The sequence below is a fragment of the Pantoea sp. X-Soil-OKNW-713 genome (assembly GCF_059730685.1).
Genome location: NZ_AP035995.1, coordinates 706632 through 729774 on the forward strand (window position 1 = coordinate 706632; position 23143 = coordinate 729774).

Below are 23143 nucleotides of genomic sequence, written 5' to 3' on the forward strand. Positions count from 1 at the left end.
AATCTGTAACAGAATTTACTGAGCACACACCGCTGTTAATGTGCAGTTACCACAGCGTTCAACGTCGGGAATGCGGTAACGCTGGCAGCAACTACGGCGTTCCATCACGCCATTGCGTGGGATCATGGTGCGGTAAAGCGGGTTATCGCTGCCATCCAGCAGGGTACGGCTGAAAAACAACGCCTGCTCCAGCTGTGACACCACATCTGCGGGCAACAGCGTTTTTAACTCTCCAAGGAACCACCAGAAGGAGAATCCCATGTTGTTCCAGATCAGTTTGGCGTTGATATCACCGTGCTGTGCCATGCCATTTACGGCTGGAATCAGGTAGTGCTGGATCAGGCGATCGAGACGCTGCTGGGCGTTGAGGTAACGAGCATCCTCATCCTCCTGCACATCAATCCAGAAAGCGCAGGGATGGCCATTTTCATGGAATTCAACGTGAATCAGATGGGGAGCGCAGTTAAGCGCGCGTGGTTCCAGCAGCAGTGCCAGCATCAACGGTGACAGCAACAGGCCAAAATACCATTGCGCCCAGAGCGACTGGAGGGGCTTCGCCTCATGCGGGACATCAGGATGATTGCGATACAAATAATCGCTGTAGCGCTGGGTCAGGCGGAGGTAATGCTGGGGCTGGGACCATTCGGCAAGTGTTAAGGTGCCTGATGGCGCAGGCTGGCCGAGGTGGATTGTTTCCAGCATGTAGCTACGCTGTTCACGCATCAGATCTTCCAGTGCGCTCGCCAGCGTGCGGTCGCTTTGGATAAAGATCAGTGGATGTTCGCTGAAGCGATGATCCTGACGGGTGATAGTAGCCATGCCGGTCCTGAATGAAAACGGGAAGCGAAAAACAAATGATAATCGTTCCCGCTTCAGCTCACAAGACAACCCGGCGTTGGATTCACTGTCATGGCACCCGTGAATCCAACGTTTCAGGCGAGATCTTTAGTATCCAGCGGCGCTTTGGGTAAATCATCCCACGCCAGGATGGTATTACGTCCCTGATTTTTCGCCACATACAGGGCACGGTCAGCATTCGCGACCGCCTGATCAAAATCATCATCAAAAATTGGGGCGATACCTGCACTGATGGTGACGTGGGTCGAAACCTTCTCATTAAAGCGATGGGGAATTTCCAGATCGACCACGTACTGGCGAATGCGCTCGGCCAGTTTCATGGCAATTGAGGCGTTAACGTTCGTCATCAGTACCAGAAACTCTTCACCGCCGTACCGTGTCACCACATCGCGCGAGCGGACGGCATCGCGAATGGCGACCGAAACCCGTGCCAATGCCTGATCGCCCATCGCATGGCCGTAGTTGTCGTTGTAGGCCTTGAAATGGTCGATATCCAGCAGTAAGACGAAGTGGCTGCCTGCGTGATTTTCCAGAATGGTATCCAGACGGTTTTTCAGCCCCCGGCGGTTATACAAACCGGTTAACGGGTCCAGCATGCTTAAGTCGCTGAAACTCTCTTTCTCTTCGTATAGCTGCCGCACCAGACGGCGGGTGAAATGATCGAAGCGGCGACGCATCAGATGGTGTAATGAAAAACCAATCAACGGCAAGGTGATGGTAAACAAAATCATCATTAAATGCTGACCATCATCCAGCAGCAAAACAGTGAATACCGGCGGCGTGATGTGTAAACAGAAAGCAACTAAATAATCACTTAGCGCAATCGCACTGACAAAAAATACGCTCAACAGACTGATTATTAAAAAACTACCATCAAAATAGAAAACCAGATGGTATTTGTGGTTTATGTGCCATGCCCATAATGCACCAAATAACAAAGCCACAGGATTTAATAGCGGTAATTTTAGTTTTGGGCTGATTAAACAAAGGGTAAGTAAAGAGATGCTAAAGCCTGCCACCAGTACTGCTGGCAGTGAGTGGATGCTGGATGCCTCCCCTAAAAATGGTAACAAAGAAAATAGTGAAACAGCGACATTCAAAAACAGAAAAAGCATCAGTGAGAGCCGATATTTGCTGTGTTTCAATTCATCGTAAGATTGTAATTTCATTATTATTACTCGTAACAGCCCTGAAATATCAAAGCGCTACCCGGCCGGAATATTCTCCCTGCCAGGGTAATGAGCACATTATTGCTGTGTTATCAAAATAGTTATCGGCGGCAATTTAGCATTTTCCAGTAGTACTGTCATCCGCAGGGCTTTTTCGATAAAAAAAATCCGCTGCATAATGAGAAATATTATCATATGATAATACGAATACTTATCATTTGAGGGTTGCGCGATGATCATGGCGATGTTGGCTGCCTGTGGCTTATGGGGTGTGAGCTGGATTATGGGTAAACGCCTGGATAGTGGCTGGGGTGTGCTGTTGCCCTGTGCGGCGATGCCGGTCTTCGCGCTATGGGAACCCAGTTTCAGCCAGTGGCGGTTAGTGATGATTGTGGCGTTGCTGCTGACAATAGTGATGTTGTTTCATCATCGTCTGCGTCATTACCTGCTGTTGCCTTCCTGCCTGGCGCTGGCTGGCGGATTAGCGGCGGTGTCAGTGAATTTTCATCTGATCTGAACGACAGAAATGACAAAATCACGCATGAGCGTGAGCAGAAGCTGTAAACATGATGGATGAGATAACCGGGAAGGATGACAACGTTGGTGCGAAGAGAGGGACTTGAACCCTCACGTCCGTAAGGACACTAACACCTGAAGCTAGCGCGTCTACCAATTCCGCCACCTTCGCATCGTAGTTGTCTGTTCATATCACCGCATTGGTGCGAAGAGAGGGACTTGAACCCTCACGTCCGTAAGAACACTAACACCTGAAGCTAGCGCGTCTACCAATTCCGCCACCTTCGCATTGTGCAGTGCGATATGAACTACGTGGTTTTTGGTGCGAAGAGAGGGACTTGAACCCTCACGTCCGTAAGGACACTAACACCTGAAGCTAGCGCGTCTACCAATTCCGCCACCTTCGCGTACCTGCAATACCTTAAGTATTGCTAACCACGGAGGCGCATTTTAGAGATTTTACTCAATGCGTCAACACATATTTCGCGGCGGTGAAACGATTGCTGGAAAAAGCAACGTTTCTGCCGCCGCGTCAGCAACATCGCTGAATTAACGTGCTTTCGCGCCGCGACCGTAAACCGCACGGTAAACTTTAAAGCGTCCGGTTTGCGCCAGCACTTCATGGTTTCCGAAAGTCTCATCCAGCACCTGCGGATAGGGCAGGAAGGCGTTGGCGACGATACGCAGTTCGCCGCCACTGTTGAGATGTTTTGCCGCGCCACGAATCAGCGTATGTGCCGCATCTAGGCTGGTTTGCAGGCCATCATGGAACGGCGGGTTGGAGATGATCAGGTCAAAACGACCGGTGACATCGGAGAAGACGTTGCTGGCAAAGACTTCACCTTCAAGGCCATTAGCCGCCAGCGTGGCTTTACTTGCTGCTACTGCGGCGGCATGCACATCACACAGCCACAGACGGACTTTCGGCGAATGTTGTGCCAGCACGGTTGCCAGTACGCCACTGCCACAGCCAATATCCAGCACCTTACCTTTGGTGTGCGGCGTCAGCGTCGAGAGCAGCAGCGCGCTTCCGGCATCAAGGCCGTCACGGCTGAATACGCCAGGCTGGGTGTGAATGGTCAGGCCATCCAGCATATAACTGTCGTTGAAGGCATCGGCATCGAAGGTGGGCTGCTGTTCCAGTTGCCCGTGGTACAGGCCGCAGCGACGTGCGCTGTCGATCTTTTCCAGTTTGGCCCACGACTCCACCATGCCTTCCGCGCTACGGACACCGCTACGGTTTTCGCCGACGACAAAAATATCGCTACCAACCGGCATCAGCGAGAGCAGGTTTTGCAGTTGGAACTGCGCTTCCGGTTTATTCTTCGGCCAGAAGTAAACCAGGGTATCGCAGCCTGCCACATCCGCCGCACTTGCGACCAGGCCATAGACCGCGCGCTCCGCGAGGCGGCGGCTAAGGTTCTGCCAGTGATGATATTGCTGGGTATGCACGCGTGTTGACGCGGTTTCCAGCTGAGCGGGCAGGTCATCCTGCAAATCGCCAGCAAACAAAACATGGCGGGCGGTAAATTCATCACTGTGGCGCAGAATCACTTCACTGGCCGGGGTAAAAGCAGACATGGATGGCTCCTGTTAAATCAGAGCGGGGATTATAGTGCTTTGTTGGCGCATGTTCGATGGGTTTGCTAGCATAGCGTCGCATTCTGGCAGCACAACGGGTAACAGCATGACATCAAGGCGCGACTGGCTTTTACAGCAAATGGGGATTACGCAGTATCAACTGCGGCGTCCACGCGTGTTGCAGGGAGAGATTGCCGTTCGGCTTACGCCAGAGACTCGTCTGGTCTTGGTGGCGGAACACGCTCCGGCGTTGCATGAGCCGTTGGTTCGCGATGTGTTGCGTACCCTAAACCTGCAACCCGCGCAGGTAATGACGCTCACGCCAGAACAGCTCCAGATGCTACCGGAACAGGTGGATTGTGCGGGCTGGTTGCTGGGTGTCGAGAGCTCGCATCCTTTTAATGGCGTCACTTTTGCGACCGCCGCTTTCAATGAATTAATCAGTAGCGGTGCGGCGAAACGCGCCCTCTGGCAACAGATGTGTAACCATGACAGCCATCTCTTTAGTCACCCCTGAAGACCAACCACAGCTGCTGGCGATTGAGCGCCGCAGCCATGCGTTTCCCTGGAGCGAACAGACGTTTGCCAGCAATCAGGGTGAACGTTTTTTAAATTTTCGCATTGAGGCGGAAGGCCGTCTGGTCGGTTTTGCCATCACCCAAGTGGTGCTGGATGAAGCTTCGCTGTTCAATATCGCTGTCGATCCTGATTTTCAACGCCGTGGCTATGCCCGCCAGTTATTGCAGCATCTGATTGCTGAGCTGGAAAAGCGCGAGGTCATGACGCTGTGGCTGGAAGTTCGTGCCTCCAATCTGGCGGCGATAGCGCTGTATGAACAGCTGGAGTTTCACCAGGTAAGCCGCCGCCCCAATTACTACCCCACTGCCAGCGGAAGAGAAGACGCCATTATCATGGCATTGACGCTGTAGCGTTTTGGCTGAGGAGATCTATGTTAAACGACTGGGACTGCATTATTTTTGATGCGGATGACACGCTATTTCACTTCGACGCCTATGCCGGTTTGCAACGCATGTTTGCCGGTTATGACGTGCAATTCACCGATCAGGATTACGCCGATTACCAGGCGATCAACAAACCGCTGTGGGTCGATTATCAGAACGGAGCGATTTCGGCGTTGCAGCTACAGACACGCCGCTTCACTGGTTGGGGCGAAAAACTCAGCGTGGCCCCGGAAGTGCTCAACAGCGGCTTTCTGAACGCAATGGCGGAAATCTGCCTGCCTTTGCCGGGGGCGGCCCGTTTGCTTGACGCGCTGCACGGCAAGGTGAAGATCGCCATCATTACCAACGGCTTTACCGCGTTGCAGCAGGCGCGTCTCGAACGCACCGGCTTCCGTGATTATTTTGATGCGCTGGTGATTTCGGAGCAGGTCGGCGTACCCAAGCCCGATCGTGCCATCTTTGATCACACGCTGGCGCTGCTCGGCAACCCGGCGCGTGAACGGGTATTGATGGTGGGGGATACACCGGAATCGGATATCCTCGGCGGCATCAATGCCGGATTGAAAACCTGCTGGTTCGATCACGGTACGCGTCCGTTGCCGGAATCAATCACGCCGGACTGGCAGGTGAAAAACCTTGCTGAGCTGGAAGTGTTGTTGGTGAAAGCATAAAAGGCAACGGGCGGAAATGGCGCAGCAAAGATCGCGCCGTTACGGCTTACTGTTTTCCGCTTCCGCCTCTTCTTCTTTATCCTCTTTCACCGGTGTACTGGCGGTAAGCAGGAACGGCGACTGCTGCCAGCGGGTGCGGCGGTCGCGCAGCAGGGTACGGGTCAGGATGATGCCAATCGCCAGCGCCAGCAGCATCATCAGACGCAGAATGTTGGTGGTGTTATCTACCTGGCGCGATTCGGTGACCAGTACGTGGGTGTCCAGCGTGATACGCAGAAAACCCAGCGGGCCGTCTTTACCGTTGAGCGGCTGCACAATCTGATGATTGAAGTAGCTACCGGCGCGCTTGCCATCAAGAGCGAGGCGGTCGCGCACATCGATGCTTTCGCCGCTGTGCGCCACCAGGCTGCCATCATCAGCATAGACAGAGGCATCCAGGATGCGGCTGTTGTCCGTGAGCTGATTCAGCACCGCTTCAATTTGCGCGCGATTATCGTCGCTGTTATCCATCAAGGGTTGCAGGCTGAATGCCACCTGTTTAGTCAGGGTGCGGGCCAGCTCCTCAACCTGTTCGGAGCGCGCCATTTGGTGCCCGAGACTAAACCAGGATGCTCCCTGCATCAGCACCACTAACAGGGCCAGCGAGATAAGAACAATCACCGTGCGGTGCAGGCGAAATTTCAGTGCGGTTTTAACCATCAGAAACCCGTGTGACATAACAGCAGAAAGGCTGGCAATTATGTTGCCAGAACCCGCGCAGACAAGGTAGCCTCTTGCGTGGTTTTGTTGTCCCTACAGGAGCTGTAATGCCAAATCGTCTTACCTGGTGCGATCTGCCCGCCGATGTATCCCTTTGGCCGGGTCTACCCCTTTCCCTCAGCGGTGATGAAGTGATGCCGCTGGATTACCGTGCTGGTCGGACTGGCTGGCTGCTGTATGGGCGCGGGCTTGATAAACAAAAGCTGACTGACTATCAGCATCAGCTGGGCGCAGCGATGGTGATCGTCAGCGCCTGGAATGTTGATGAGTACCAGGTGATTCGTCTGGCTGGCTCTCTGACGCCGCGAGCGACCAAACTGGCGCATGATGCCGGTTTTGATGTGGCACCGCTTGGCAAAATTCCCCACCTGAAAACCCCGGGTTTGCTGGTGATGGATATGGACTCCACGGCGATTCAGATCGAATGTATTGATGAAATCGCCAAACTCGCGGGCAGCGGCGAACGCGTGGCGGAAGTGACCGAACGCGCGATGCGGGGCGAACTGGATTTCAAAGCCAGCCTGCGCGAACGTGTCGGCACGCTGGCCGGTGCCGATGCCAATATCCTGAAGCAGGTGCGTGATACGCTGCCTTTGATGCCGGGCCTGACCACGCTGGTGCAGAAATTACAGGCGCTGGGTTGGCAGGTGGCGATCGCCTCTGGCGGCTTTACCTATTACGCTGACTATCTGCGCGACACCTTGCATCTGGCAGCGGCCGTGGCTAACGAACTGGAAATCCGCGACGGCAAACTGACCGGCCAGGTGCTGGGCCAGATTGTCGATGCACAATTTAAAGCCGATACCCTGAATAACCTGGCGCAGCGTTTTGCCATTGCCCCGGAGCAGACCGTGGCGATTGGCGACGGAGCCAATGACCTGCCGATGATTAAAACCGCCGGTCTGGGTATCGCCTATCATGCTAAACCCAAAGTGAATGAGCAGACGGAGGTCATTATCCGTCACGCTGACCTGATGGGGGTGTTCTGCATCCTGAGCGGCAGCCTGATTCACGAAGAACGTTAATTAAGGAACGGATTTGGCCAAAGCGGCAAAACGCGCTTTCGTTTGTAATGAATGCGGCGCTGACTATCCGCGCTGGCAGGGGCAATGCAGCGCCTGCCATGCCTGGAATACCATCACCGAGGTGCGCATTGCCGCCTCGCCAGCCGCCGCGCGCAACGAGCGCCTGAGTGGTTACGCCGGAAGCGCCGGTACCAGCCGGGTGCAGAAGCTGTCGGAGATCAGCCTTGAGGCCCTGCCGCGTTTCTCCACCAGTTTTAAAGAGTTTGACCGTGTGCTCGGCGGCGGCGTGGTGCCGGGCAGCGCGATTCTGATTGGCGGCAACCCCGGTGCCGGGAAATCAACGCTGCTGTTGCAGGTGATGTGTAAGCTGGCGGAGGGGATGAAAACCCTGTACGTCACTGGCGAAGAATCGCTGCAACAGGTGGCCATGCGCGCCCATCGTCTGGGATTACCCACCGAAAATCTGAATATGCTGTCGGAAACCAGCATCGAACAGATCTGCCTGATCGCCGAGCAGGAACAACCGAAACTGATGGTGATCGACTCGATCCAGGTGATGCATATGGCGGAGATCCAATCTTCGCCGGGTAGTGTAGCGCAGGTGCGTGAAACTGCCGCTTATCTGACGCGTTTCGCAAAAACGCGTGGCGTGGCGATTGTGATGGTGGGACATGTCACCAAAGATGGCTCACTGGCTGGTCCTAAAGTGCTGGAGCATTGCATCGACTGTTCCGTGTTGCTGGATGGTGACGCCGATTCACGTTTCCGTACCCTGCGCAGCCACAAAAACCGTTTTGGCGCGGTGAACGAGTTAGGGGTGTTCGCTATGACCGAGCAGGGGATGCGTGAAGTCAGCAATCCCTCGGCCATCTTTCTGTCTCGCGGTGATGAAATCACCTCGGGCAGCTCGGTGATGGTGGTGTGGGAAGGTACACGCCCGCTGCTGGTGGAGATTCAGGCGCTGGTGGACCACTCCATGATGGGCAATCCACGTCGCGTGGCGGTGGGGCTGGAGCAGAATCGCCTGGCGATCCTGTTGGCGGTGCTGCATCGTCACGGTGGATTACAGATGGCGGATCAGGACGTGTTCGTCAACGTGGTGGGTGGCGTAAAAGTCACGGAAACCAGTGCCGACCTCGCGTTGCTGCTGGCGATGGTCTCCAGCTTGCGCGATCGTCCTCTGCCACAGGATCTGGTGATTTTCGGCGAAGTCGGGTTGGCCGGTGAAATTCGCCCGGTGCCCAGTGGTCAGGAACGTATTTCCGAAGCCGCCAAGCATGGTTTCAAGCGCGCGATAGTGCCCGCAGGCAATGCACCGAAAAAACCGATTGAGGGGATGAAGGTTTACAGCGCGAAGAAGCTGGCGGATGCGCTGGCGATTCTGGACGAGCTGTAATGCCTCAGCCTGACTAACATTTTGCACACCTCCCTCTCCCGTCTTGCGGGAGAGGACCGGGGTGAGGGCAACCAGCCGCACTTTCCATGCAGGAGGCACATCATGTCATCATTTGACTACCTGAAAACCGCCATTCGCCAGCAGGGCCATACGCTGCAACAGGTGGCGGATGCCAGCGGGATGACCAAAGGCTATTTAAGCCAGTTGCTGAATGCCAAAATCAAAAGCCCCAGCGCCGCTAAACTGGAAGCGTTACATCGCTTTCTCGGTCTGGAGTTTCCGCGTCGCGAGAAGACCGTCGGCGTGATATTCGGTAAGTTCTACCCGCTGCACACCGGTCATATTTATCTGATCCAGCGCGCCTGTAGCCAGGTTGATGAACTGCATATCATCATGGGACATGATGATCCGCGCGATCGCGAATTATTTGAAAACAGCGCCATGTCGCAGCAGCCGACAGTCAGCGATCGCCTGCGCTGGCTGCTGCAAACCTTCAAATACCAGAAAAACATCCGTATCCACTCCTTCAACGAAGAAGGCATCGAGCCTTATCCGCACGGCTGGGATGTGTGGAGTGAAGGCGTTAAAGCGTTTCTGGCGCAGCAGGGCATTGAAGCGGATTGCGTCTACACCAGCGAAGCACCGGATGCGCCGATGTATCAGCAGCACCTCGGTATTGAAGCGGTGGTGCTTGATCCCAATCGATCCTTTATGAGCATCAGCGGTGCGCAGATTCGCCAGGATCCGTTCCGCTATTGGGAATATATTCCGACTGAGGTCAAGCCGTTCTTTGTGCGCACCGTGGCGATCCTTGGCGGTGAGTCGAGCGGGAAATCGACGCTGGTCAATAAGCTGGCGAACATCTTCAATACCACCAGCGCGTGGGAATATGGCCGCGATTATGTGTTCTCTCACCTTGGTGGCGACGAGATCGCGCTGCAATATTCGGACTATGACAAAATCGCCCTTGGTCAGGCGCAGTACATCGATTTTGCCGTCAAGTACGCCAACAAAGTGGCCTTTATCGATACCGATTTCATCACCACCCAGGCGTTTTGCCTCAAGTATGAGGGGCGCGAACATCCGTTTGTGCAGGCGCTGATTGATGAATACCGTTTCGACCTGGTGATTCTGCTGGAGAATAACGTGCCGTGGGTGGCGGATGGGTTGCGTAGCCTGGGCAGTTCAGTGGATCGACGCGAGTTTCAGTCGTTGCTGATCACCATGCTGCGTGAGAACAATATCGACTTCGTCCATGTGAAAGAGGACGACTACGACACGCGCTTCCTGCGCTGTGTCGAGTTGGTTAAACAGATGCTGGGGAACGGCGTCCCCCGTTAAACACGCCTCTGGCGTAGCGGCGCGATTTATCGCGCAATGTTTTTGGCGCGTGTAAATCACGCCGCTACGTATTTCCGCCTTAATGCGACGCCAGTGCGCGCAGCGTATTAACCCCTTTCTGCCGTACCAGCAGCGCCAGCAATAGCATTCCCGTCAAAGCCAGTACGCTCGCCAACACAAAGGCGGTGTGATAGCCGCCGCCGTACTGGATAAGGAAGCCAGTAATCCCCGGTGACAGAATGCCCGCCAGATTCGCCAGCAGGTGAACAAACCCGCCTGCCGTACCAATTCGTCCTGCCGGAACGATATCCTGCAACAATGACCAACAGGCTTGCGGCGTCATATAAGCAAACACGCTCGCCAGGGTAATCAAGGTGACGGCCGCAGCCAGGCTCTGGCTCCAGGCGGTCAGCAGCACGCATAACGCGGCGACGGCCAGTCCGACAAAAATCACCAGCTTACGAGACAACAGGAAGTTCTGCGTGCGGCGAAACAGCATGTCGCACACCACGCCACCACCGAGAAAACCAACGGTGGCACCGAGCCACGGTAGAATACCGATGATGCTCATGCTTTTGATATCCAGATGCTGGAAGTCGGTCAGGTAACTCGGCAGCCAGGAGAGGAAGAAATACTGGATGTAGTTGAAGCAGAAAAAGGCACTGGCGACGCCTAACACCGGCAGTGAGAAGACGTAGCGCCACAGCGAGTGCTGATCCTGCTGTGGGGTGCTGGCGCTCTGGCTGGCCGGACGTTGCTGCATAATCAGCTGACTTTCCTCGCGGCTGACGCGCGGATGCTGCTCTGGCTTATCACGGAACAGCAGCAGCCAACTGGCGACCCAGATAAAGCCCAGCGCGGCAATCACGATGAAAGCGATACGCCAGCCAAAATTCAGCCCAACCAGACCAACAATCGGTGCGGCAATGGCTGCACCCAGCGGCTGTCCGGCATTGGTAAAACCGACTGCCCGGCCAACTTCCTGACGCGGGAACCAGTTAGCAATCGATTTGTTGGTGGTGGTACCCATCGGCCCCTCGCCGATACCAAACAGCATACGCACAATCAACAGATGACCGAAGCCGGTGACCAGCGCGGTGGCACCGCAAAACAGCGACCAGATCGAAGCCGCCCAGGCATAGACACGACGTGGGCCAAAGCGGTCAGCCCCCCAGCCGCCAAGAAAACAAAACAGGCAATAACCAATAAAGAAGCAGCTAAACAGGATGCCCATCTGTGCATCATCAATGCCGAGATCTTTTTTCACCAGTGGCGCCATGACCGACAGTGCGGCGCGATCAAGATAGTTGAGCATCCCGGCGCAGAACAGCAGCAGGGCAATGACCACACGATAATTTTTAAACATGATGCACTCCCTGTTCATCCACCCGTTGATGGGTTATCCGATACTCGCGTAGCACCTGCTCGTCGGGCTGATAACCGAGGCCAGGACGATCGCTCAGGGTAAAGTGCACGTCGTGAGGCAAATCGGGGTAAAGATCGACGGCGAAGTCGATCCACGGGATCTCCATTTTGACGCTGTCTGGCAGCAACGCGACCAGATGAGCGGTAGCCAGCATCCCTGCGCCGTAATAGAAGCAGTGCGGCACCACACGTACGCGATATTGCTGCGCCAGGTCGAAGACATGCAGGGCGGCGGTGATACCGCCGACTTTGGTGACGCTGGGTTGCACCACATCGACTGCGCCACTTTCCAGCAGATTGACGAAACCGAAATCACCATCGACGTTTTCACCGGCGGCCAGCGGTACACCGACGCGACGCAACTGCGCCAGACCGTCAAAATCATCCGGTGGCCAGATCGGCTCCTCCAGCCAGCCCAACTCCAGCGCACGCAGTTCAAAAGCGTGCTGGCTCGCCTGCGCACGCGTCCACGGACAGTTAACGTCCACCATTAACTGCGCGTCAGCAGGCAGTGCAGCACGGGCAGCAGCGATAGCGGGGCTGGCTGTTTCATGCAGCTTCATGGTGCGGAATCCCTGCTGATAAGCGCGCTGCACCTGGGTGGCGACTTCTTCGGGATCATTGGCGTAGCTTACCAGGCTGGCATAGCGCTCGATCTGATGACGCGTTGCCCCCAATAGTTGCCACAGCGGTTGCTGACGCTGCTGGCCGAGCAAATCCCACAAGGCGATATCAAGAGCGGAAAGGGCGTAGCGCACCGGGCCACTGCGGCCAAACGCATGCAGAGCCTGCTCGGCGTTCTGCATTAATGACGCGATTGCCGGTTCGCTGTCGGGGAGTGGCTGTTGCAGGAAAAAGGGGGCGACCAGGCTGCACAGCGCCTGCTCCGTGACCGGGTTAGCCAGATGCCCGAAGGCCTCTCCCCAACCCACCAGTCCGTTGTCGCTGGTGACTTTAACCAGCAGGGTTTCCATCCGGCTCAACGACGGCGAGGCCGCGTTAAACGTGGTTTCTTGCTCCGCTGGTGGACGTCGATGAGCATCAAAGGGGATCGCGATGCGCATCACTTCAATCGTAGATATCTTCATGCCATAGACCTCAAAAGGGTGCGCCCGGCGTGAGTAGTTATGAAAAATGCCGGGACGGATAGGGATACATCGGGTCAATAGCGAGTATAAAAAGCAGGCAAAACGGGAACATCGGGCAACAGCCCAGGAGTGAAAGCGGATTCAGGCGGGTTTTTGTGCTGATTAACGGTGCGTGGTGCAGGGGATCACAAATATGATGGAAATATCATAACTGCACGATAAATCGTGCCGCTACGGGTTGGGCAAATATCATCACTGCACGATACATCGTGCCGCTACGGGATGGGCAAATATCATCTCTGCGCGATAAATCGCGCCGCTACGGGTTAGGCAAATATCTGTAGCGGCGCGATTTATCGCGCGATCCGGTTCAGGATTTATCGCGCAAAAAAAAGCGCCGGTTAAGGCGCCTTTTATTATCGCGTCAGCGCAATTACTTCGCCATACGCTTGTACTTGATACGCTTCGGCTCCAGCGCTTCTGCGCCGAGGGTGCGTTTTTTGTACTCTTCGTATTCGGTGAAGTTACCTTCAAAGAACTCCACTTTACCCTCATCCTGGTAATCGATGATGTGGGTAGCGATACGGTCAAGGAACCAACGGTCATGCGAGATAACCATCGCACAGCCAGGGAATTCCAGCAGGGCGTTTTCCAGGGCGCGCAGGGTTTCGATGTCGAGGTCGTTGGTCGGTTCATCGAGCAGCAACAGGTTGCCGCCAACCTGCAACAGTTTCGCCAGGTGCAGACGACCACGCTCACCACCAGACAGCTCGCCCACGCGTTTGCCCTGGTCGGTGCCTTTGAAGTTAAAGCGACCAACGTAAGCGCGGCTTGGCATTTCGGTGTTGCCGATACGCATGATGTCCTGACCGCCGGAAACTTCTTCCCACACGGTTTTGCTGTTATCCATCGCATCACGGAACTGATCGACGGACGCCAGTTTCACGGTTTCGCCCAGCTCGATGGTGCCTGAGTCCGGCTGCTCCTGACCAGACATCATACGGAACAGGGTAGATTTACCCGCGCCGTTCGGTCCGATAATCCCGACAATCGCGCCTTTCGGCAGCGAGAAGGAGAGATCGTCAATCAGCACGCGATCGCCGTAGGATTTACGCAGGTTAGCGACTTCCAACACTTTGTCACCGAGGCGTGCGCCTGGCGGAATAAACAGTTCGTTGGTTTCGTTACGTTTCTGGTATTCGGTGCTGTTCAGTTCTTCGAAGCGAGCCAGACGGGCTTTGCCCTTCGACTGACGGCCTTTCGCGCCCTGACGCACCCATTCCAGCTCTTTCTCAATGGACTTGCGACGTGCCGCTTCGGCAGAGGCTTCCTGCGCCAGACGCTGATCTTTCTGCTCCAGCCAGGAAGAGTAGTTACCTTCCCACGGAATACCCTCGCCACGGTCCAGTTCCAGAATCCAGCCCGCCACGTTATCGAGGAAGTAACGGTCGTGGGTGATCGCCACGACAGTACCTTCGAAGTCGTGCAGGAAACGCTCCAGCCAGGCCACGGATTCTGCATCCAGGTGGTTGGTGGGTTCGTCGAGCAGCAGCATGTCTGGCTTTTCCAGCAGCAGACGGCACAGCGCAACGCGGCGGCGTTCACCACCGGACAGGTTAGCGATTTTGGCATCCCACTCTGGCAGACGCATGGCATCCGCCGCACGGTTCAGCTGGGTTTCCAGGTTGTGACCATCATGGGCCTGGATCACTTCTTCCAGACGGCCCTGCTCAGCGGCCAGTTTGTCGAAATCGGCATCCGGGTCAGCGTACAGCGCATAAACTTCGTCGAGGCGCTTCAGCGCACCGACCACTTCGGACACCGCTTCTTCTACGGATTCACGCACGGTGTGTTCCGGGTTGAGTTGCGGTTCCTGCGGCAGATAGCCGACTTTGATACCCGGCTGTGGGCGGGCTTCCCCTTCGATATCTTTATCGATACCCGCCATGATACGCAGCAGGGTTGATTTACCCGCACCGTTCAGGCCGAGGACACCAATTTTGGCTCCAGGGAAAAAGCTGAGAGAGATATTCTTCAGAATATGACGCTTCGGCGGAACCACTTTGCCGACGCGATGCATGCTATAGACGAATTGAGCCACGTTGTAATGAGCCTCTTGGTCTGTGGAGGTGGACGTCAGATGCTGAAGTTTAGCCGTTTTCCCGATCCAATCACAGCGACACAGCGGGGAAACTTCTGGAGCTGGCGCGATAAACGGATAACTGTTTGATTCTCACTCAGCCATCGGACTATGCTGGCTTTTTGCCTTAAAACGGGAGGAGGTGCGATGAGAGTGCTGATTGCTGCGGATGAACAGGCTTGGGGCGGTTTAATCCCGTCGATTCGTCAGATGTTACCCGATGTGGAGTTTGTTGCGTCAGCGGGTCATGCGGCTGAGAGCCTCGCCGGGTTTGATGCATTGGTGCCCGGTATGTGCCGGGTCGATGCGCGGCTACTGGCAACGGCTGATCGCCTGAAGCTGATTCAGCAGGCAGGCGTCGGGCTGGAAGGCGTTGATATCGCTGCGGCAAAGAAGGCCGGCATCATGGTGGCAAATGTCCCCTCTGATCACTCCGGCAACGCCGATTCTGTCGCAGAGCTGGGTATCTGGATGATGATCGGCCTGGCGCGCCGTCAGCAGGAAATCGCGCAGTGCCTGGCGCAGCAGTTGCTCGGACAGCCGATCGGCATGGGGTTGATGGGCAAAACCGTCGGCCTGGTCGGGTTGGGCGGTATCGGTAAAGCGCTGGCAAAACGCCTCGCGCCTTTTGGTATGCGGATGATTGGTGTGAAACGCGAAGCAGATGCAGCCTTTGCCCGTGAGCATCAGCTTGACTGGGTAGGCAGTATCAGCCAGTTGCCGCAACTGTTGGCCGAGTCTGATTTTGTGGTGTTAAGTCTGCCGCACAGCGCGGAAACCCATCAGATTATTGATGCGGCGGCACTGGCGCAGATGAAGTCCACCGCTTTCCTGGTAAACCTTGGGCGTGGCGGGCTGATCGACAAAGCGGCGTTTCTCTCCGCGCTTGAGAATCAAACGCTGGCCGGAGCCGGTTTAGATGTGTTCTGGCAGGAGCCGCCTGATCCCAACGATGCGGTGTTTCAGCATAACGTGATTGCCACACCGCATATTGGCGGTGTCACCGATATCTCGCTGGCAGGGAATATCAAAGGCGTGTGCGATAACCTGCGCCGTCTGCGTGACGGCGAGGCGGTGATTGATCGCTGGGCCTAACCGCAGCACAGCTTAACCCCGGCCACCTGCATCACCTTCAACAACGCAGGTGGCGGCGGGCTGTCGCTCAGCAGAATATCGAATAACGAGAAATCGCCGATCCGGGCGGGCAGCACCTTGCCATATTTGCTGCTGTCGCCCACCACGATACATGTCTGCGCCCGTTGCAACGCCAGATGTTTAATCGGCAACTCATTCAGGTTGTAGCAGGTGGCACCCTGACGTACATCCATCCCGGCGGCAGAGATAAAGGCCTTGGTCGGACAAAGCGCGTCCAGTACCGTCACTTGTTCCAGTGGCGTGAATACCGCGTTGTCGGCATGAAACTCCCCACCCGATAAAATCACCCGGCAGTTAGGCTTCTCTTTCAACGCCAGAAAGGTATTGATGGCGCTGCAAATGGCGGTAAACGGCAGCTCGTCATCAATGGCATCAATCACCAGCGGCAGCGTGGTGCCACAGTCAAAAAAAACCGTGTCGTTGGCCTCAATCAGGGCCGCCGCATGCTGCGCCAGCTGCTGTTTTTTGCTGACGTTGAGATTTTGCTGGTCGCTGACAAAGTAATGCGCGATGTTCTGACGCGGATCGCGCATGATGTAGCCGCCAAGCAGCACCACGCCGTTTGCCGGTTCGGTCAGATCGCGGCGGATGGTCATCTCGGACACGCCCAGCAGCTGTGCCGCTTCCTTCAGATGCAGTTTATCGGTGCGTTTCAGCGCCAGCGCCAGGCGGGTGATACGATCAAAGCGGCGGGTTTCCATCTCTCGGTTTTTCCTGGAAAAAACATGCGCCATGTTAACCAGAAATCACCTCAGATCGCCACCAGTCCACGCACCCCATCCGCTTCCATTGTTTCCCCACGGCCACGCTGCACGATTTCACCGCGTGACATGACGAGGTAGTTGTCGGCCAGCTCAGCGGCGAAGTCGTAAAATTGCTCCACCAGCAGGATCGCCATATCACCGCGTTGTGCCAACTGACGGATCACCGCGCCGATCTCTTTGATCACCGACGGCTGGATCCCTTCGGTGGGTTCATCAAGGATCAGCAGTTGTGGTTTGGCGGCGAGGGCGCGGCCAATCGCCAATTGTTGTTGCTGTCCCCCGGAAAGATCGCCGCCGCGTCGCGCTTTCATCTCCTTCAGTACCGGGAACAATTGATAAATCTCCTCCGGCACCGCTTTGGCCTGTGCACCTGAGAAGCGCGCCAGTCCCATTAACAGATTCTCTTCTACCGTCAGACGCGGAAAAATTTCCCGGCCCTGGGGAACGTAGGCGATGCCAGATTGCACCCGCTGATGCGGTTTGCGCTGGTTGATCACCTTATCTTGCCAGCGGATCTCGCCGGACTTAGCTGGTATCAACCCCATCAGGCACTTCAGCAACGTGGTTTTGCCTACGCCGTTGCGTCCCAGCAGGCAGGTGATTTCGCCGGGTTTGGTTTCAAACGACAAGCCGCGCAGAATGTGGCTGCCGCCATAATATTGATTCAGATCCGATACCTGTAACATCTCAGCGCCCCAGATAAACGTCGATTACCCGATCGTCGGCCTGTACTTCGCGCAACGATCCCTCGGCCAGCACCTGGCCCTGATGCAGTACCGTCACATGGTCGGCAATGGTTTCGACAAACCCCATATCGTGTTCCACCACCATCAACGAATGCTGACCGGCGAGGCTGCGGAACAATTCTGCGGTGTACTCGGTTTCCGCATCGGTCATGCCCGCTGCCGGTTCATCCAGCAACAACAGGTGCGGGTCCTGCACCAGCAACATGCCAATCTCCAGAAACTGTTTTTGTCCGTGCGACAGCAGACCGGCTTTGCGCTGGCGTTCGCCGCCCAAACGCAGCAGCTTCAGCACCTCGTCGATGCGATCCTGCTGCTCACCGTTGAGACGGGCGCGCAGGCTGGCCCACACCGATTTGTCATTTTTCAGGGCGATCTCGAGATTTTCGAACACCGTCAGCGCTTCAAATACCGTCGGCTTCTGAAATTTGCGGCCAATCCCGGCGCGGGCGATCTCCACCGGAGACAGGGCGGTCAGGTCGGTGTCCTGATCGTAAATCACTCGTCCATTATCGGGTCGTGTTTTACCGGTGATCACATCCATCAGCGTGGTTTTACCCGCGCCGTTAGGGCCGATGACGCAACGCAATTCGCCAACGCCGATCTGTAACGACAGGTCGGTCAGCGCGCGAAAACCGTCAAACGACACGTTAATATTTTCCAGCAGCAGCACCGGATCACGTTGATCGCGATGGCGATCCGCCGGATGCGGTTGGGTAAACAGTTGTTCAGTCATCTTTCCTCCGGCGCAGCAGGCCAATCACGCCACGCGGCAGGAACAGCGTAACGAGGATAAACATCAGTCCCAGGAAGAACAGCCAGTACTCCGGGAAGGCGACGGTGAACCAGCTTTTCGCGCCGTTGACAATCGCCGCGCCGAGCAAGGGGCCAATCAGGGTGCCACGCCCACCCAGCGCCACCCAGATAGCGGCTTCGATGGAGTTGGTGGGGGACATTTCGCTTGGGTTGATAATGCCGACCTGCGGGACGTAGAGCGCGCCCGCCAGCCCGCACAGCACGGCGGAGAGGGTCCAGACGAACAACTTAAAACCACGCGGATCGTAGCCGATGAACATCAGGCGGTTTTCTGCATCGCGCACCGCCGTCAGCACCCGACCAAACTTGCTGCGCGCCAGGGCAAAACCGACGCCGATGCTGACCAGCAACAACAACACGGTGGCGACAAACAATCCGATGCGCGTACCGGTGGCGGTGACGTTAAAGCCGAGCAGGGTGGTGAAGCCGGTGAAGCCGTTGTTGCCGCCAAAGCCGGTTTCGTTGCGGAAAAACAGCAGCATGCCTGCGTAGGTCAGCGCCTGCGTCATGATCGAGAAATAGACACCTTTGATCTTCGAGCGGAAGGCGAAGAAACCGAACACCAGCGCCAACAGGCCAGGCACCAGAACGATCAGGCATAGTGCCCAGGCGAAGTGTTGTGTCCCGGCCCAGAACCACGGCAATTCATTCCACGACAGGAACGACATAAACGCAGGCAGGCCATCGCCGGACGCCTGACGCATCAAATACATCCCCATCGCATAACCGCCGAGGGCGAAAAACAGGCCGTGGCCGAGCGATAGCAGCCCGGCATAACCCCACACCAGGTCAAGCGCCACCGCGACAATGGCATAGCAGAGGATCTTGCCGACCAGCGTCAGCGTATAGGTCGAGAGCGCCAGCGGATGGCTGGCGGGCAGCAGCGCAAAGAACGGCATGATCAACAGCAGCAGCGCGATAAGCACGCCCAGGCTGAGGGTCAGACGCGGCGCTTTGCGCGCGGCGGTTAAGGTCAGTGGCTGGCTCATCAGTCAATCACCCTCCCTTTAAAGGCAAACAGGCCCTGGGGACGTTTCTGAATAAACAGAACGATCAACACCAGAATCAGGATCTTACCGAGCACCGCACCAATCTGCGGTTCCAGCACCTTGTTGAGAATGCCCAGCCCGAACGCGGCCACCACGGTGCCGGCCAACTGGCCGACGCCACCCAGCACCACCACGAGGAAGGAGTCGATAATGTAACCCTGACCGAGTTCAGGCCCGACGTTACCCAGTTGCGACAACGCCACGCCGCCCAGCCCGGCGATACCGGAACCGAGGCCAAACGCCAGCATATCGATGCGTCCGGTAGGAACGCCGCAGCAATCTGCCATCGCCCGGTTTTGCGTCACGGCACGCACGCTGAGGCCGAGGCGGGTTTTGTTCAGCAGCAGCCAGGTCAAACCCAGCACGGCGAACACGAACACGATGACCGCGATACGGTTATACGGCAGCACCAGGTTTGGCAGCAGCTGCATCCCGCCGGAGAGCCAGTCCGGGTTGGCGACTTCCAGGTTCTGTGCGCCGAACAGCATCCGCACCAGTTGAATCAACATCAGGCTGATGCCCCAGGTGGCGAGCAGGGTTTCCAGCGGGCGACCGTACAGATGACGGATAATGGTACGTTCCAGCACCATCCCCATCACAGCGGTGACCAGGAAGGCGACTGGCAGCGCCAGCAGCGGATACCACGCCAGCCATTGCGGCGCGAACTGCTGAAACAGGCTTTGCACCAGCCAGGTGGCGTAAGCACCCAGCATCAGCATTTCACCGTGCGCCATATTGATCACGCCGAGCAGGCCATAGGTGATCGCCAGGCCGAGCGCCGCCAGCAGCAGGATCGAACCGAGCGACAGGCCGGTAAAGGCCTGGCCGAGCAGGTCGCCCCACATCAGGCGATGCTTGATTTGTTGCAGGCTGTCGCTGGCGGCGGCCCGTACCTGCGCATCGGGTTCGTTCGCCGCTTGCGTCAGCTGTTGCAGGCTGGCCTGCATATTAGGATCGCTGGATTCTCCCAACAGTTTTACCGCTTTCAGTCGTACCTGCGCATCGGGGCTGGTGAGTTGCAGGTTGGCGGCAGCCATCGCCAGGGTGGCGTGTACCTTGCTGTCTTTTTCGCTGGCGAGACGTTGTTCAATCAGCGGTAATTGGTCGGCAGCGCCGTCGTTTTGCAGTTGCTGCGCGGCGCGCAGGCGAATGGCGGGGTCGGCACTGACCAGCTGATGTGCGGCGAGCGCACTGGCGATCAACACGCGCAGCCGGTTGTTCATAAAGAGTTTTTTGGTTTCGCCACTCGGCTGTTGCGCGCTGTCGAGCGGCTGGAATTTATCGTCCTGTTTACTGAACGGTTGTTTGTGTTCATCAATGACCACGGTTTCATTGCGCAGTGCCTCCAGCAGCGGCAGGCGACTGGCCTGTGGCGCGGCGGCCCATTGCTGGAGCAGTGTGGCCTGCTGCGTACGACTGGCGGCAGCGAAATCTGCGCCATCGCCCGCCTGGGCCAGCCAGGGCAGGAGCAACAGCAGACAGCAGAGATAGCGGCGAATTGTCATGGTTCTGGCCCTGTGGTTGGGGTGGGTAATGGGGGGAAGGTGCGTGCTGTTACCCTCACCCCGGCCCTCTCCCATAAGGGAGAGGGAGGTGTGCTACATGCAAACGCTTGCTCGATCTGTCCCCTCTCCCGCTTGCGGGAGAGGGTTAGGGTGAGGGCACAGGCCGCACCTTACTGCGTTGATTTCACCGGATAATCAGGCTTCTTATCGTTACCGGCGATATACGGGCTCCACGGCTGGGCGCGAACCGGTTTGTCGGTCTGCCACACCACGTTGAACTGACCGTTCTCTTCGACTTCACCGATCATCACCGGCTTATGCAGATGGTGGTTGGTTTTGTCCATAGTCAGGGTGAAACCGTCCGGCGCTTTAAAGGTTTGTCCGGCCATCGCGGCACGTACTTTATCCACATCGGTAGTACCGGCTTTCTCTACCGCCTGCGCCCACATATGGATGCCGACATAGGTCGCTTCCATCGGGTCGTTGGTCACTACGGTGTTGGCGTTCGGCAGGTTATGCGCTTTGGCATAGGCTTTGTAATCGGCGACAAACTTCGCGTTGGTCGGGTTATCGACTGACTCAAAGTAGTTCCACGCCGCTAACTGGCCGACCAGCGGTTTGGTATCGATACCGCGCAGTTCTTCCTCGCCCACCGAGAAGGCGATCACCGGAATATCGGTGGCTTTGATGCCCTGGTTCGCCAGCTCTTTGTAGAACGGCACGTTGGAGTCGCCGTTGATGGTGGAGATCACCGCAGTTTTGCCACCCGCAGAGAATTTCTTAATGTTGGAGACGATGGTCTGGTAATCGCTGTAACCAAACGGCGTATACACTTCCTGGATATCTTTGTCCTGTACCCCTTTCGAATGCAGGAAGGCGCGCAGGATCTTGTTGGTGGTGCGCGGGTAGACGTAGTCGGTGCCCAGCAGGAAGAAGCGTTTAGCGCTGCCGCCGTCTTCGCTCATCAGATATTCCACCGCCGGAATCGCCTGTTGGTTCGGTGCCGCACCGGTGTAGAACACGTTCGGCGACATCTCTTCCCCTTCGTATTGCACCGGATAGAACAGCAGGCCGTTCAACTCTTCAAACACCGGCAGCACCGATTTACGCGATACCGAGGTCCAGCAGCCAAACACCACCGCGACTTTGTCCTGCGTCAGCAGCTGACGGGCTTTCTCGGCAAACAGCGGCCAGTTGGAGGCCGGGTCAACTACCACCGGTTCCAGCTTTTTGCCCAGCACGCCACCTTTGGCGTTAATTTCATCAATGGTCATCAGCGCAACATCTTTCAGCGGTGTCTCCGAAATGGCCATAGTGCCGGAGAGCGAGTGCATAATCCCCACTTTGATGGTATCGGCAGCCTGGGCACCAAAGGCAAAGCCCATGCTGACAACGGTAGCGGAGAGAGCGAAAGCCTTAAGCAACGAACGTCTTTTCATCGTTTAAACCCCTAAATGTGTAATGTGTTGTTATTCAATGGGTTGAAGCCGGGCCTGCTGTAACATGTGTAAAGTGATTTTTCTGACCTCTGCTTTACTGACGGCGATATGGTCGGTCAGAATGCGCTGTGCCTCCTCGGTATGTTGCTGAAATATCGCCCGTAAAATCTGAGCGTGCTCGCGGTACGTGGCATCGACCCGGTCGTCGCGCGTGAAGTCGAGACGACGGATGATGCGAATTTTTTCGGTCAGTTCGGCGTGCACACGGGCCATTTCCCGGTTGCCAGTGGCGCTGACCAGCGCCATATGAAAGGCTTCGTCGTGCAGCGACACGGTTTTGCCATCTTCCAGACGCGGGTTATCGATCCAAAAAATTTTCAGCTCGGTCAGGGTTTCCGCGCACTGCAACGGCGGCAGCGAGCAGAGACGGCGCACCGCTTCGCGTTCCAGCACGGTGCGGAAATCGTATAGTTCCTCGAAGTATTCAAAGTTGAACGGCTTAACCTGCCAGCCGCTGCGGAACCACACCTCGACATAACCTTCCCGCTCCAGCCAGAAAAGCGCCTGACGCACCGGCGTGCGGCTGACCTCCATCCGTTCGGCGATTTCGCTTTCGCTAAAGCGGTCGCCGGGCATCAGGCGAAACTCGAAAATATCGTTCTTCAGCGCCTGGTAGACTTTCTCTGCCAGCGCTTCCGGACGGCCTTTGCTGCGTTGCGGGCTGGTACTCATGGGCTTTCC

The 23143-nt window shown here is 56.4% G+C and carries 22 protein-coding genes and 3 tRNA genes; 8 read left to right on the forward strand and 17 right to left on the reverse strand.

Annotated elements, in window-relative coordinates; translation table 11 throughout:
• Positions 1 to 15 precede the first annotated feature (15 nt).
• Positions 16 to 819, reverse strand: coding sequence for a siderophore-iron reductase FhuF (gene fhuF, locus AC6I8R_RS03170; protein ID WP_497831909.1), 804 nt, complete (start codon positions 817 to 819; stop codon positions 16 to 18).
• A gap of 113 nt (positions 820 to 932) precedes the next feature.
• Positions 933 to 2027: a diguanylate cyclase gene (locus AC6I8R_RS03175; RefSeq protein ID WP_021185810.1), complete on the reverse strand. Its 1095-nt coding sequence runs from the start codon at positions 2025 to 2027 to the stop codon at positions 933 to 935.
• A gap of 232 nt (positions 2028 to 2259) precedes the next feature.
• On the opposite strand from AC6I8R_RS03175, the gene AC6I8R_RS03180 reads away from it, so the two are divergent.
• Positions 2260 to 2544 (forward strand): DUF1435 domain-containing protein, encoded by a 285-nt coding sequence (locus AC6I8R_RS03180; RefSeq protein WP_021185811.1) that lies wholly within the window; start codon positions 2260 to 2262, stop codon positions 2542 to 2544.
• Positions 2545 to 2628: 84 nt separating this feature from the next.
• On the opposite strand, the gene AC6I8R_RS03185 is transcribed toward AC6I8R_RS03180, so the two are convergent.
• From AC6I8R_RS03185 to rsmC, 4 genes are all read right to left on the reverse strand, one after another.
• A tRNA-Leu gene (locus tag AC6I8R_RS03185) sits at positions 2629 to 2715 on the reverse strand.
• Between the two features lie 29 nt (positions 2716 to 2744).
• Positions 2745 to 2831 (reverse strand) — tRNA-Leu (locus AC6I8R_RS03190).
• Between the two features lie 32 nt (positions 2832 to 2863).
• A tRNA-Leu gene (locus AC6I8R_RS03195) sits at positions 2864 to 2950 on the reverse strand.
• 142 nt (positions 2951 to 3092) lie between these two features.
• Positions 3093 to 4124: a 16S rRNA (guanine(1207)-N(2))-methyltransferase RsmC gene (gene rsmC, locus AC6I8R_RS03200; protein WP_497830039.1), complete on the reverse strand. Its 1032-nt coding sequence runs from the start codon at positions 4122 to 4124 to the stop codon at positions 3093 to 3095.
• A 106-nt stretch (positions 4125 to 4230) separates the two neighbouring features.
• Between rsmC and AC6I8R_RS03205 the strand changes: the two genes are divergently transcribed.
• Genes AC6I8R_RS03205 through yjjG form a run of 3 tightly spaced genes read left to right on the forward strand, consistent with a single transcriptional unit; the run spans position 4231 to position 5757 of the window.
• The gene (locus AC6I8R_RS03205; protein ID WP_036627493.1) at positions 4231 to 4641 is read left to right on the forward strand and encodes a DNA polymerase III subunit psi; all 411 of its coding nucleotides are present in this window, start codon (positions 4231 to 4233) and stop codon (positions 4639 to 4641) included.
• Complete coding sequence (rimI, locus tag AC6I8R_RS03210; protein ID WP_036627496.1) at positions 4613 to 5053, forward strand: ribosomal protein S18-alanine N-acetyltransferase; 441 nt, start codon at positions 4613 to 4615, stop codon at positions 5051 to 5053. Before AC6I8R_RS03205 ends, rimI begins: the two co-directional genes overlap by 29 nt.
• 20 nt (positions 5054 to 5073) lie before the next feature.
• On the forward strand, positions 5074 to 5757 hold the full coding sequence (gene yjjG / locus AC6I8R_RS03215; protein WP_497831910.1) for a pyrimidine 5'-nucleotidase: 684 nt from the start codon (positions 5074 to 5076) through the stop codon (positions 5755 to 5757).
• Positions 5758 to 5796: 39 nt separating this feature from the next.
• Here the strand turns inward: yjjG and AC6I8R_RS03220 are convergent, their stop codons facing one another.
• A complete protein-coding gene (locus AC6I8R_RS03220; protein ID WP_021185815.1) occupies positions 5797 to 6456 on the reverse strand; it encodes a YtjB family periplasmic protein in 660 nt (219 codons plus the stop codon).
• Positions 6457 to 6563: 107 nt separating this feature from the next.
• Here AC6I8R_RS03220 and serB point away from each other — a divergent pair, with 107 nt between their 5' ends.
• From serB to nadR, 3 genes are all read left to right on the forward strand, one after another.
• On the forward strand, positions 6564 to 7541 hold the full coding sequence (gene serB / locus AC6I8R_RS03225) for a phosphoserine phosphatase (RefSeq protein ID WP_021185816.1): 978 nt from the start codon (positions 6564 to 6566) through the stop codon (positions 7539 to 7541).
• 13 nt (positions 7542 to 7554) lie between these two features.
• Positions 7555 to 8937 (forward strand): DNA repair protein RadA, encoded by a 1383-nt coding sequence (gene radA, locus AC6I8R_RS03230; protein WP_013507777.1) that lies wholly within the window; start codon positions 7555 to 7557, stop codon positions 8935 to 8937.
• Positions 8938 to 9039: 102 nt separating this feature from the next.
• Positions 9040 to 10278 carry a multifunctional transcriptional regulator/nicotinamide-nucleotide adenylyltransferase/ribosylnicotinamide kinase NadR gene (gene nadR, locus AC6I8R_RS03235; RefSeq protein ID WP_021185818.1) on the forward strand — a complete coding sequence of 413 codons (1239 nt, stop codon included), beginning with the start codon at positions 9040 to 9042 and terminating at the stop codon, positions 10276 to 10278.
• 79 nt (positions 10279 to 10357) lie between these two features.
• Here the strand turns inward: nadR and AC6I8R_RS03240 are convergent, their stop codons facing one another.
• From AC6I8R_RS03240 to ettA, 3 genes are all read right to left on the reverse strand, one after another.
• Positions 10358 to 11644, reverse strand: coding sequence for an MFS transporter (locus AC6I8R_RS03240; protein WP_021185819.1), 1287 nt, complete (start codon positions 11642 to 11644; stop codon positions 10358 to 10360).
• Positions 11637 to 12791, reverse strand: coding sequence for a mandelate racemase/muconate lactonizing enzyme family protein (locus AC6I8R_RS03245; protein WP_497831911.1), 1155 nt, complete (start codon positions 12789 to 12791; stop codon positions 11637 to 11639). The genes AC6I8R_RS03240 and AC6I8R_RS03245 overlap by 8 nt, the downstream gene beginning before the upstream one ends.
• 433 nt (positions 12792 to 13224) lie before the next feature.
• Positions 13225 to 14892: an energy-dependent translational throttle protein EttA gene (gene ettA / locus AC6I8R_RS03250; RefSeq protein ID WP_071783592.1), complete on the reverse strand. Its 1668-nt coding sequence runs from the start codon at positions 14890 to 14892 to the stop codon at positions 13225 to 13227.
• A gap of 186 nt (positions 14893 to 15078) precedes the next feature.
• Here ettA and AC6I8R_RS03255 point away from each other — a divergent pair, with 186 nt between their 5' ends.
• Positions 15079 to 16026 carry a 2-hydroxyacid dehydrogenase gene (locus tag AC6I8R_RS03255; RefSeq protein ID WP_021184805.1) on the forward strand — a complete coding sequence of 316 codons (948 nt, stop codon included), beginning with the start codon at positions 15079 to 15081 and terminating at the stop codon, positions 16024 to 16026.
• On the opposite strand, the gene deoR is transcribed toward AC6I8R_RS03255, so the two are convergent.
• The 7 genes from deoR to AC6I8R_RS03290 form a co-directional block, all read right to left on the reverse strand.
• Positions 16023 to 16787, reverse strand: coding sequence for a DNA-binding transcriptional repressor DeoR (gene deoR, locus AC6I8R_RS03260; protein WP_021184804.1), 765 nt, complete (start codon positions 16785 to 16787; stop codon positions 16023 to 16025). The two genes, AC6I8R_RS03255 and deoR, sit on opposite strands and share 4 nt — an antisense overlap.
• Before the next feature lie 50 nt (positions 16788 to 16837).
• Entirely contained in the window at positions 16838 to 17536 is a 699-nt protein-coding gene (gene urtE / locus AC6I8R_RS03265; RefSeq protein WP_021184803.1) for an urea ABC transporter ATP-binding subunit UrtE, read from the reverse strand.
• Between the two features lies 1 nt (position 17537).
• Positions 17538 to 18329: an urea ABC transporter ATP-binding protein UrtD gene (gene urtD / locus AC6I8R_RS03270; protein WP_021184802.1), complete on the reverse strand. Its 792-nt coding sequence runs from the start codon at positions 18327 to 18329 to the stop codon at positions 17538 to 17540.
• Entirely contained in the window at positions 18322 to 19398 is a 1077-nt protein-coding gene (gene urtC, locus AC6I8R_RS03275) for an urea ABC transporter permease subunit UrtC (protein ID WP_021184801.1), read from the reverse strand. Before urtC ends, urtD begins: the two co-directional genes overlap by 8 nt.
• Positions 19398 to 20963 (reverse strand): urea ABC transporter permease subunit UrtB, encoded by a 1566-nt coding sequence (gene urtB, locus AC6I8R_RS03280; RefSeq protein ID WP_021184800.1) that lies wholly within the window; start codon positions 20961 to 20963, stop codon positions 19398 to 19400. The genes urtC and urtB overlap by 1 nt, the downstream gene beginning before the upstream one ends.
• Positions 20964 to 21133: 170 nt before the next feature.
• Entirely contained in the window at positions 21134 to 22402 is a 1269-nt protein-coding gene (gene urtA / locus AC6I8R_RS03285) for an urea ABC transporter substrate-binding protein (RefSeq protein ID WP_021184799.1), read from the reverse strand.
• A gap of 30 nt (positions 22403 to 22432) precedes the next feature.
• Positions 22433 to 23134, reverse strand: coding sequence for a GntR family transcriptional regulator (locus tag AC6I8R_RS03290; RefSeq protein ID WP_021184798.1), 702 nt, complete (start codon positions 23132 to 23134; stop codon positions 22433 to 22435).
• Between the last annotated feature and the right edge of the window lie 9 nt (positions 23135 to 23143).

Coding starts and splice junctions, on each gene's coding strand:
- AC6I8R_RS03290 (WP_021184798.1), bottom strand. CDS start 23,134: ATGAGTACCAGCCCGCAACGCAGCAAAGGCCGTCCGGAAGCGCTGGCA.
- serB (WP_021185816.1), top strand. CDS start 6,564: ATGCCAAATCGTCTTACCTGGTGCGATCTGCCCGCCGATGTATCCCTT.
- urtA (WP_021184799.1), bottom strand. CDS start 22,402: ATGAAAAGACGTTCGTTGCTTAAGGCTTTCGCTCTCTCCGCTACCGTT.
- AC6I8R_RS03220 (WP_021185815.1), bottom strand. CDS start 6,456: ATGGTTAAAACCGCACTGAAATTTCGCCTGCACCGCACGGTGATTGTT.
- AC6I8R_RS03255 (WP_021184805.1), top strand. CDS start 15,079: ATGAGAGTGCTGATTGCTGCGGATGAACAGGCTTGGGGCGGTTTAATC.
- AC6I8R_RS03175 (WP_021185810.1), bottom strand. CDS start 2,027: ATGAAATTACAATCTTACGATGAATTGAAACACAGCAAATATCGGCTC.
- rimI (WP_036627496.1), top strand. CDS start 4,613: ATGACAGCCATCTCTTTAGTCACCCCTGAAGACCAACCACAGCTGCTG.
- deoR (WP_021184804.1), bottom strand. CDS start 16,787: ATGGAAACCCGCCGCTTTGATCGTATCACCCGCCTGGCGCTGGCGCTG.
- rsmC (WP_497830039.1), bottom strand. CDS start 4,124: ATGTCTGCTTTTACCCCGGCCAGTGAAGTGATTCTGCGCCACAGTGAT.
- AC6I8R_RS03205 (WP_036627493.1), top strand. CDS start 4,231: ATGACATCAAGGCGCGACTGGCTTTTACAGCAAATGGGGATTACGCAG.
- AC6I8R_RS03240 (WP_021185819.1), bottom strand. CDS start 11,644: ATGTTTAAAAATTATCGTGTGGTCATTGCCCTGCTGCTGTTCTGCGCC.
- AC6I8R_RS03245 (WP_497831911.1), bottom strand. CDS start 12,791: ATGAAGATATCTACGATTGAAGTGATGCGCATCGCGATCCCCTTTGAT.
- AC6I8R_RS03180 (WP_021185811.1), top strand. CDS start 2,260: ATGATCATGGCGATGTTGGCTGCCTGTGGCTTATGGGGTGTGAGCTGG.
- urtE (WP_021184803.1), bottom strand. CDS start 17,536: ATGTTACAGGTATCGGATCTGAATCAATATTATGGCGGCAGCCACATT.
- fhuF (WP_497831909.1), bottom strand. CDS start 819: ATGGCTACTATCACCCGTCAGGATCATCGCTTCAGCGAACATCCACTG.
- nadR (WP_021185818.1), top strand. CDS start 9,040: ATGTCATCATTTGACTACCTGAAAACCGCCATTCGCCAGCAGGGCCAT.
- urtD (WP_021184802.1), bottom strand. CDS start 18,329: ATGACTGAACAACTGTTTACCCAACCGCATCCGGCGGATCGCCATCGC.
- urtB (WP_021184800.1), bottom strand. CDS start 20,963: ATGACAATTCGCCGCTATCTCTGCTGTCTGCTGTTGCTCCTGCCCTGG.
- yjjG (WP_497831910.1), top strand. CDS start 5,074: ATGTTAAACGACTGGGACTGCATTATTTTTGATGCGGATGACACGCTA.
- urtC (WP_021184801.1), bottom strand. CDS start 19,398: ATGAGCCAGCCACTGACCTTAACCGCCGCGCGCAAAGCGCCGCGTCTG.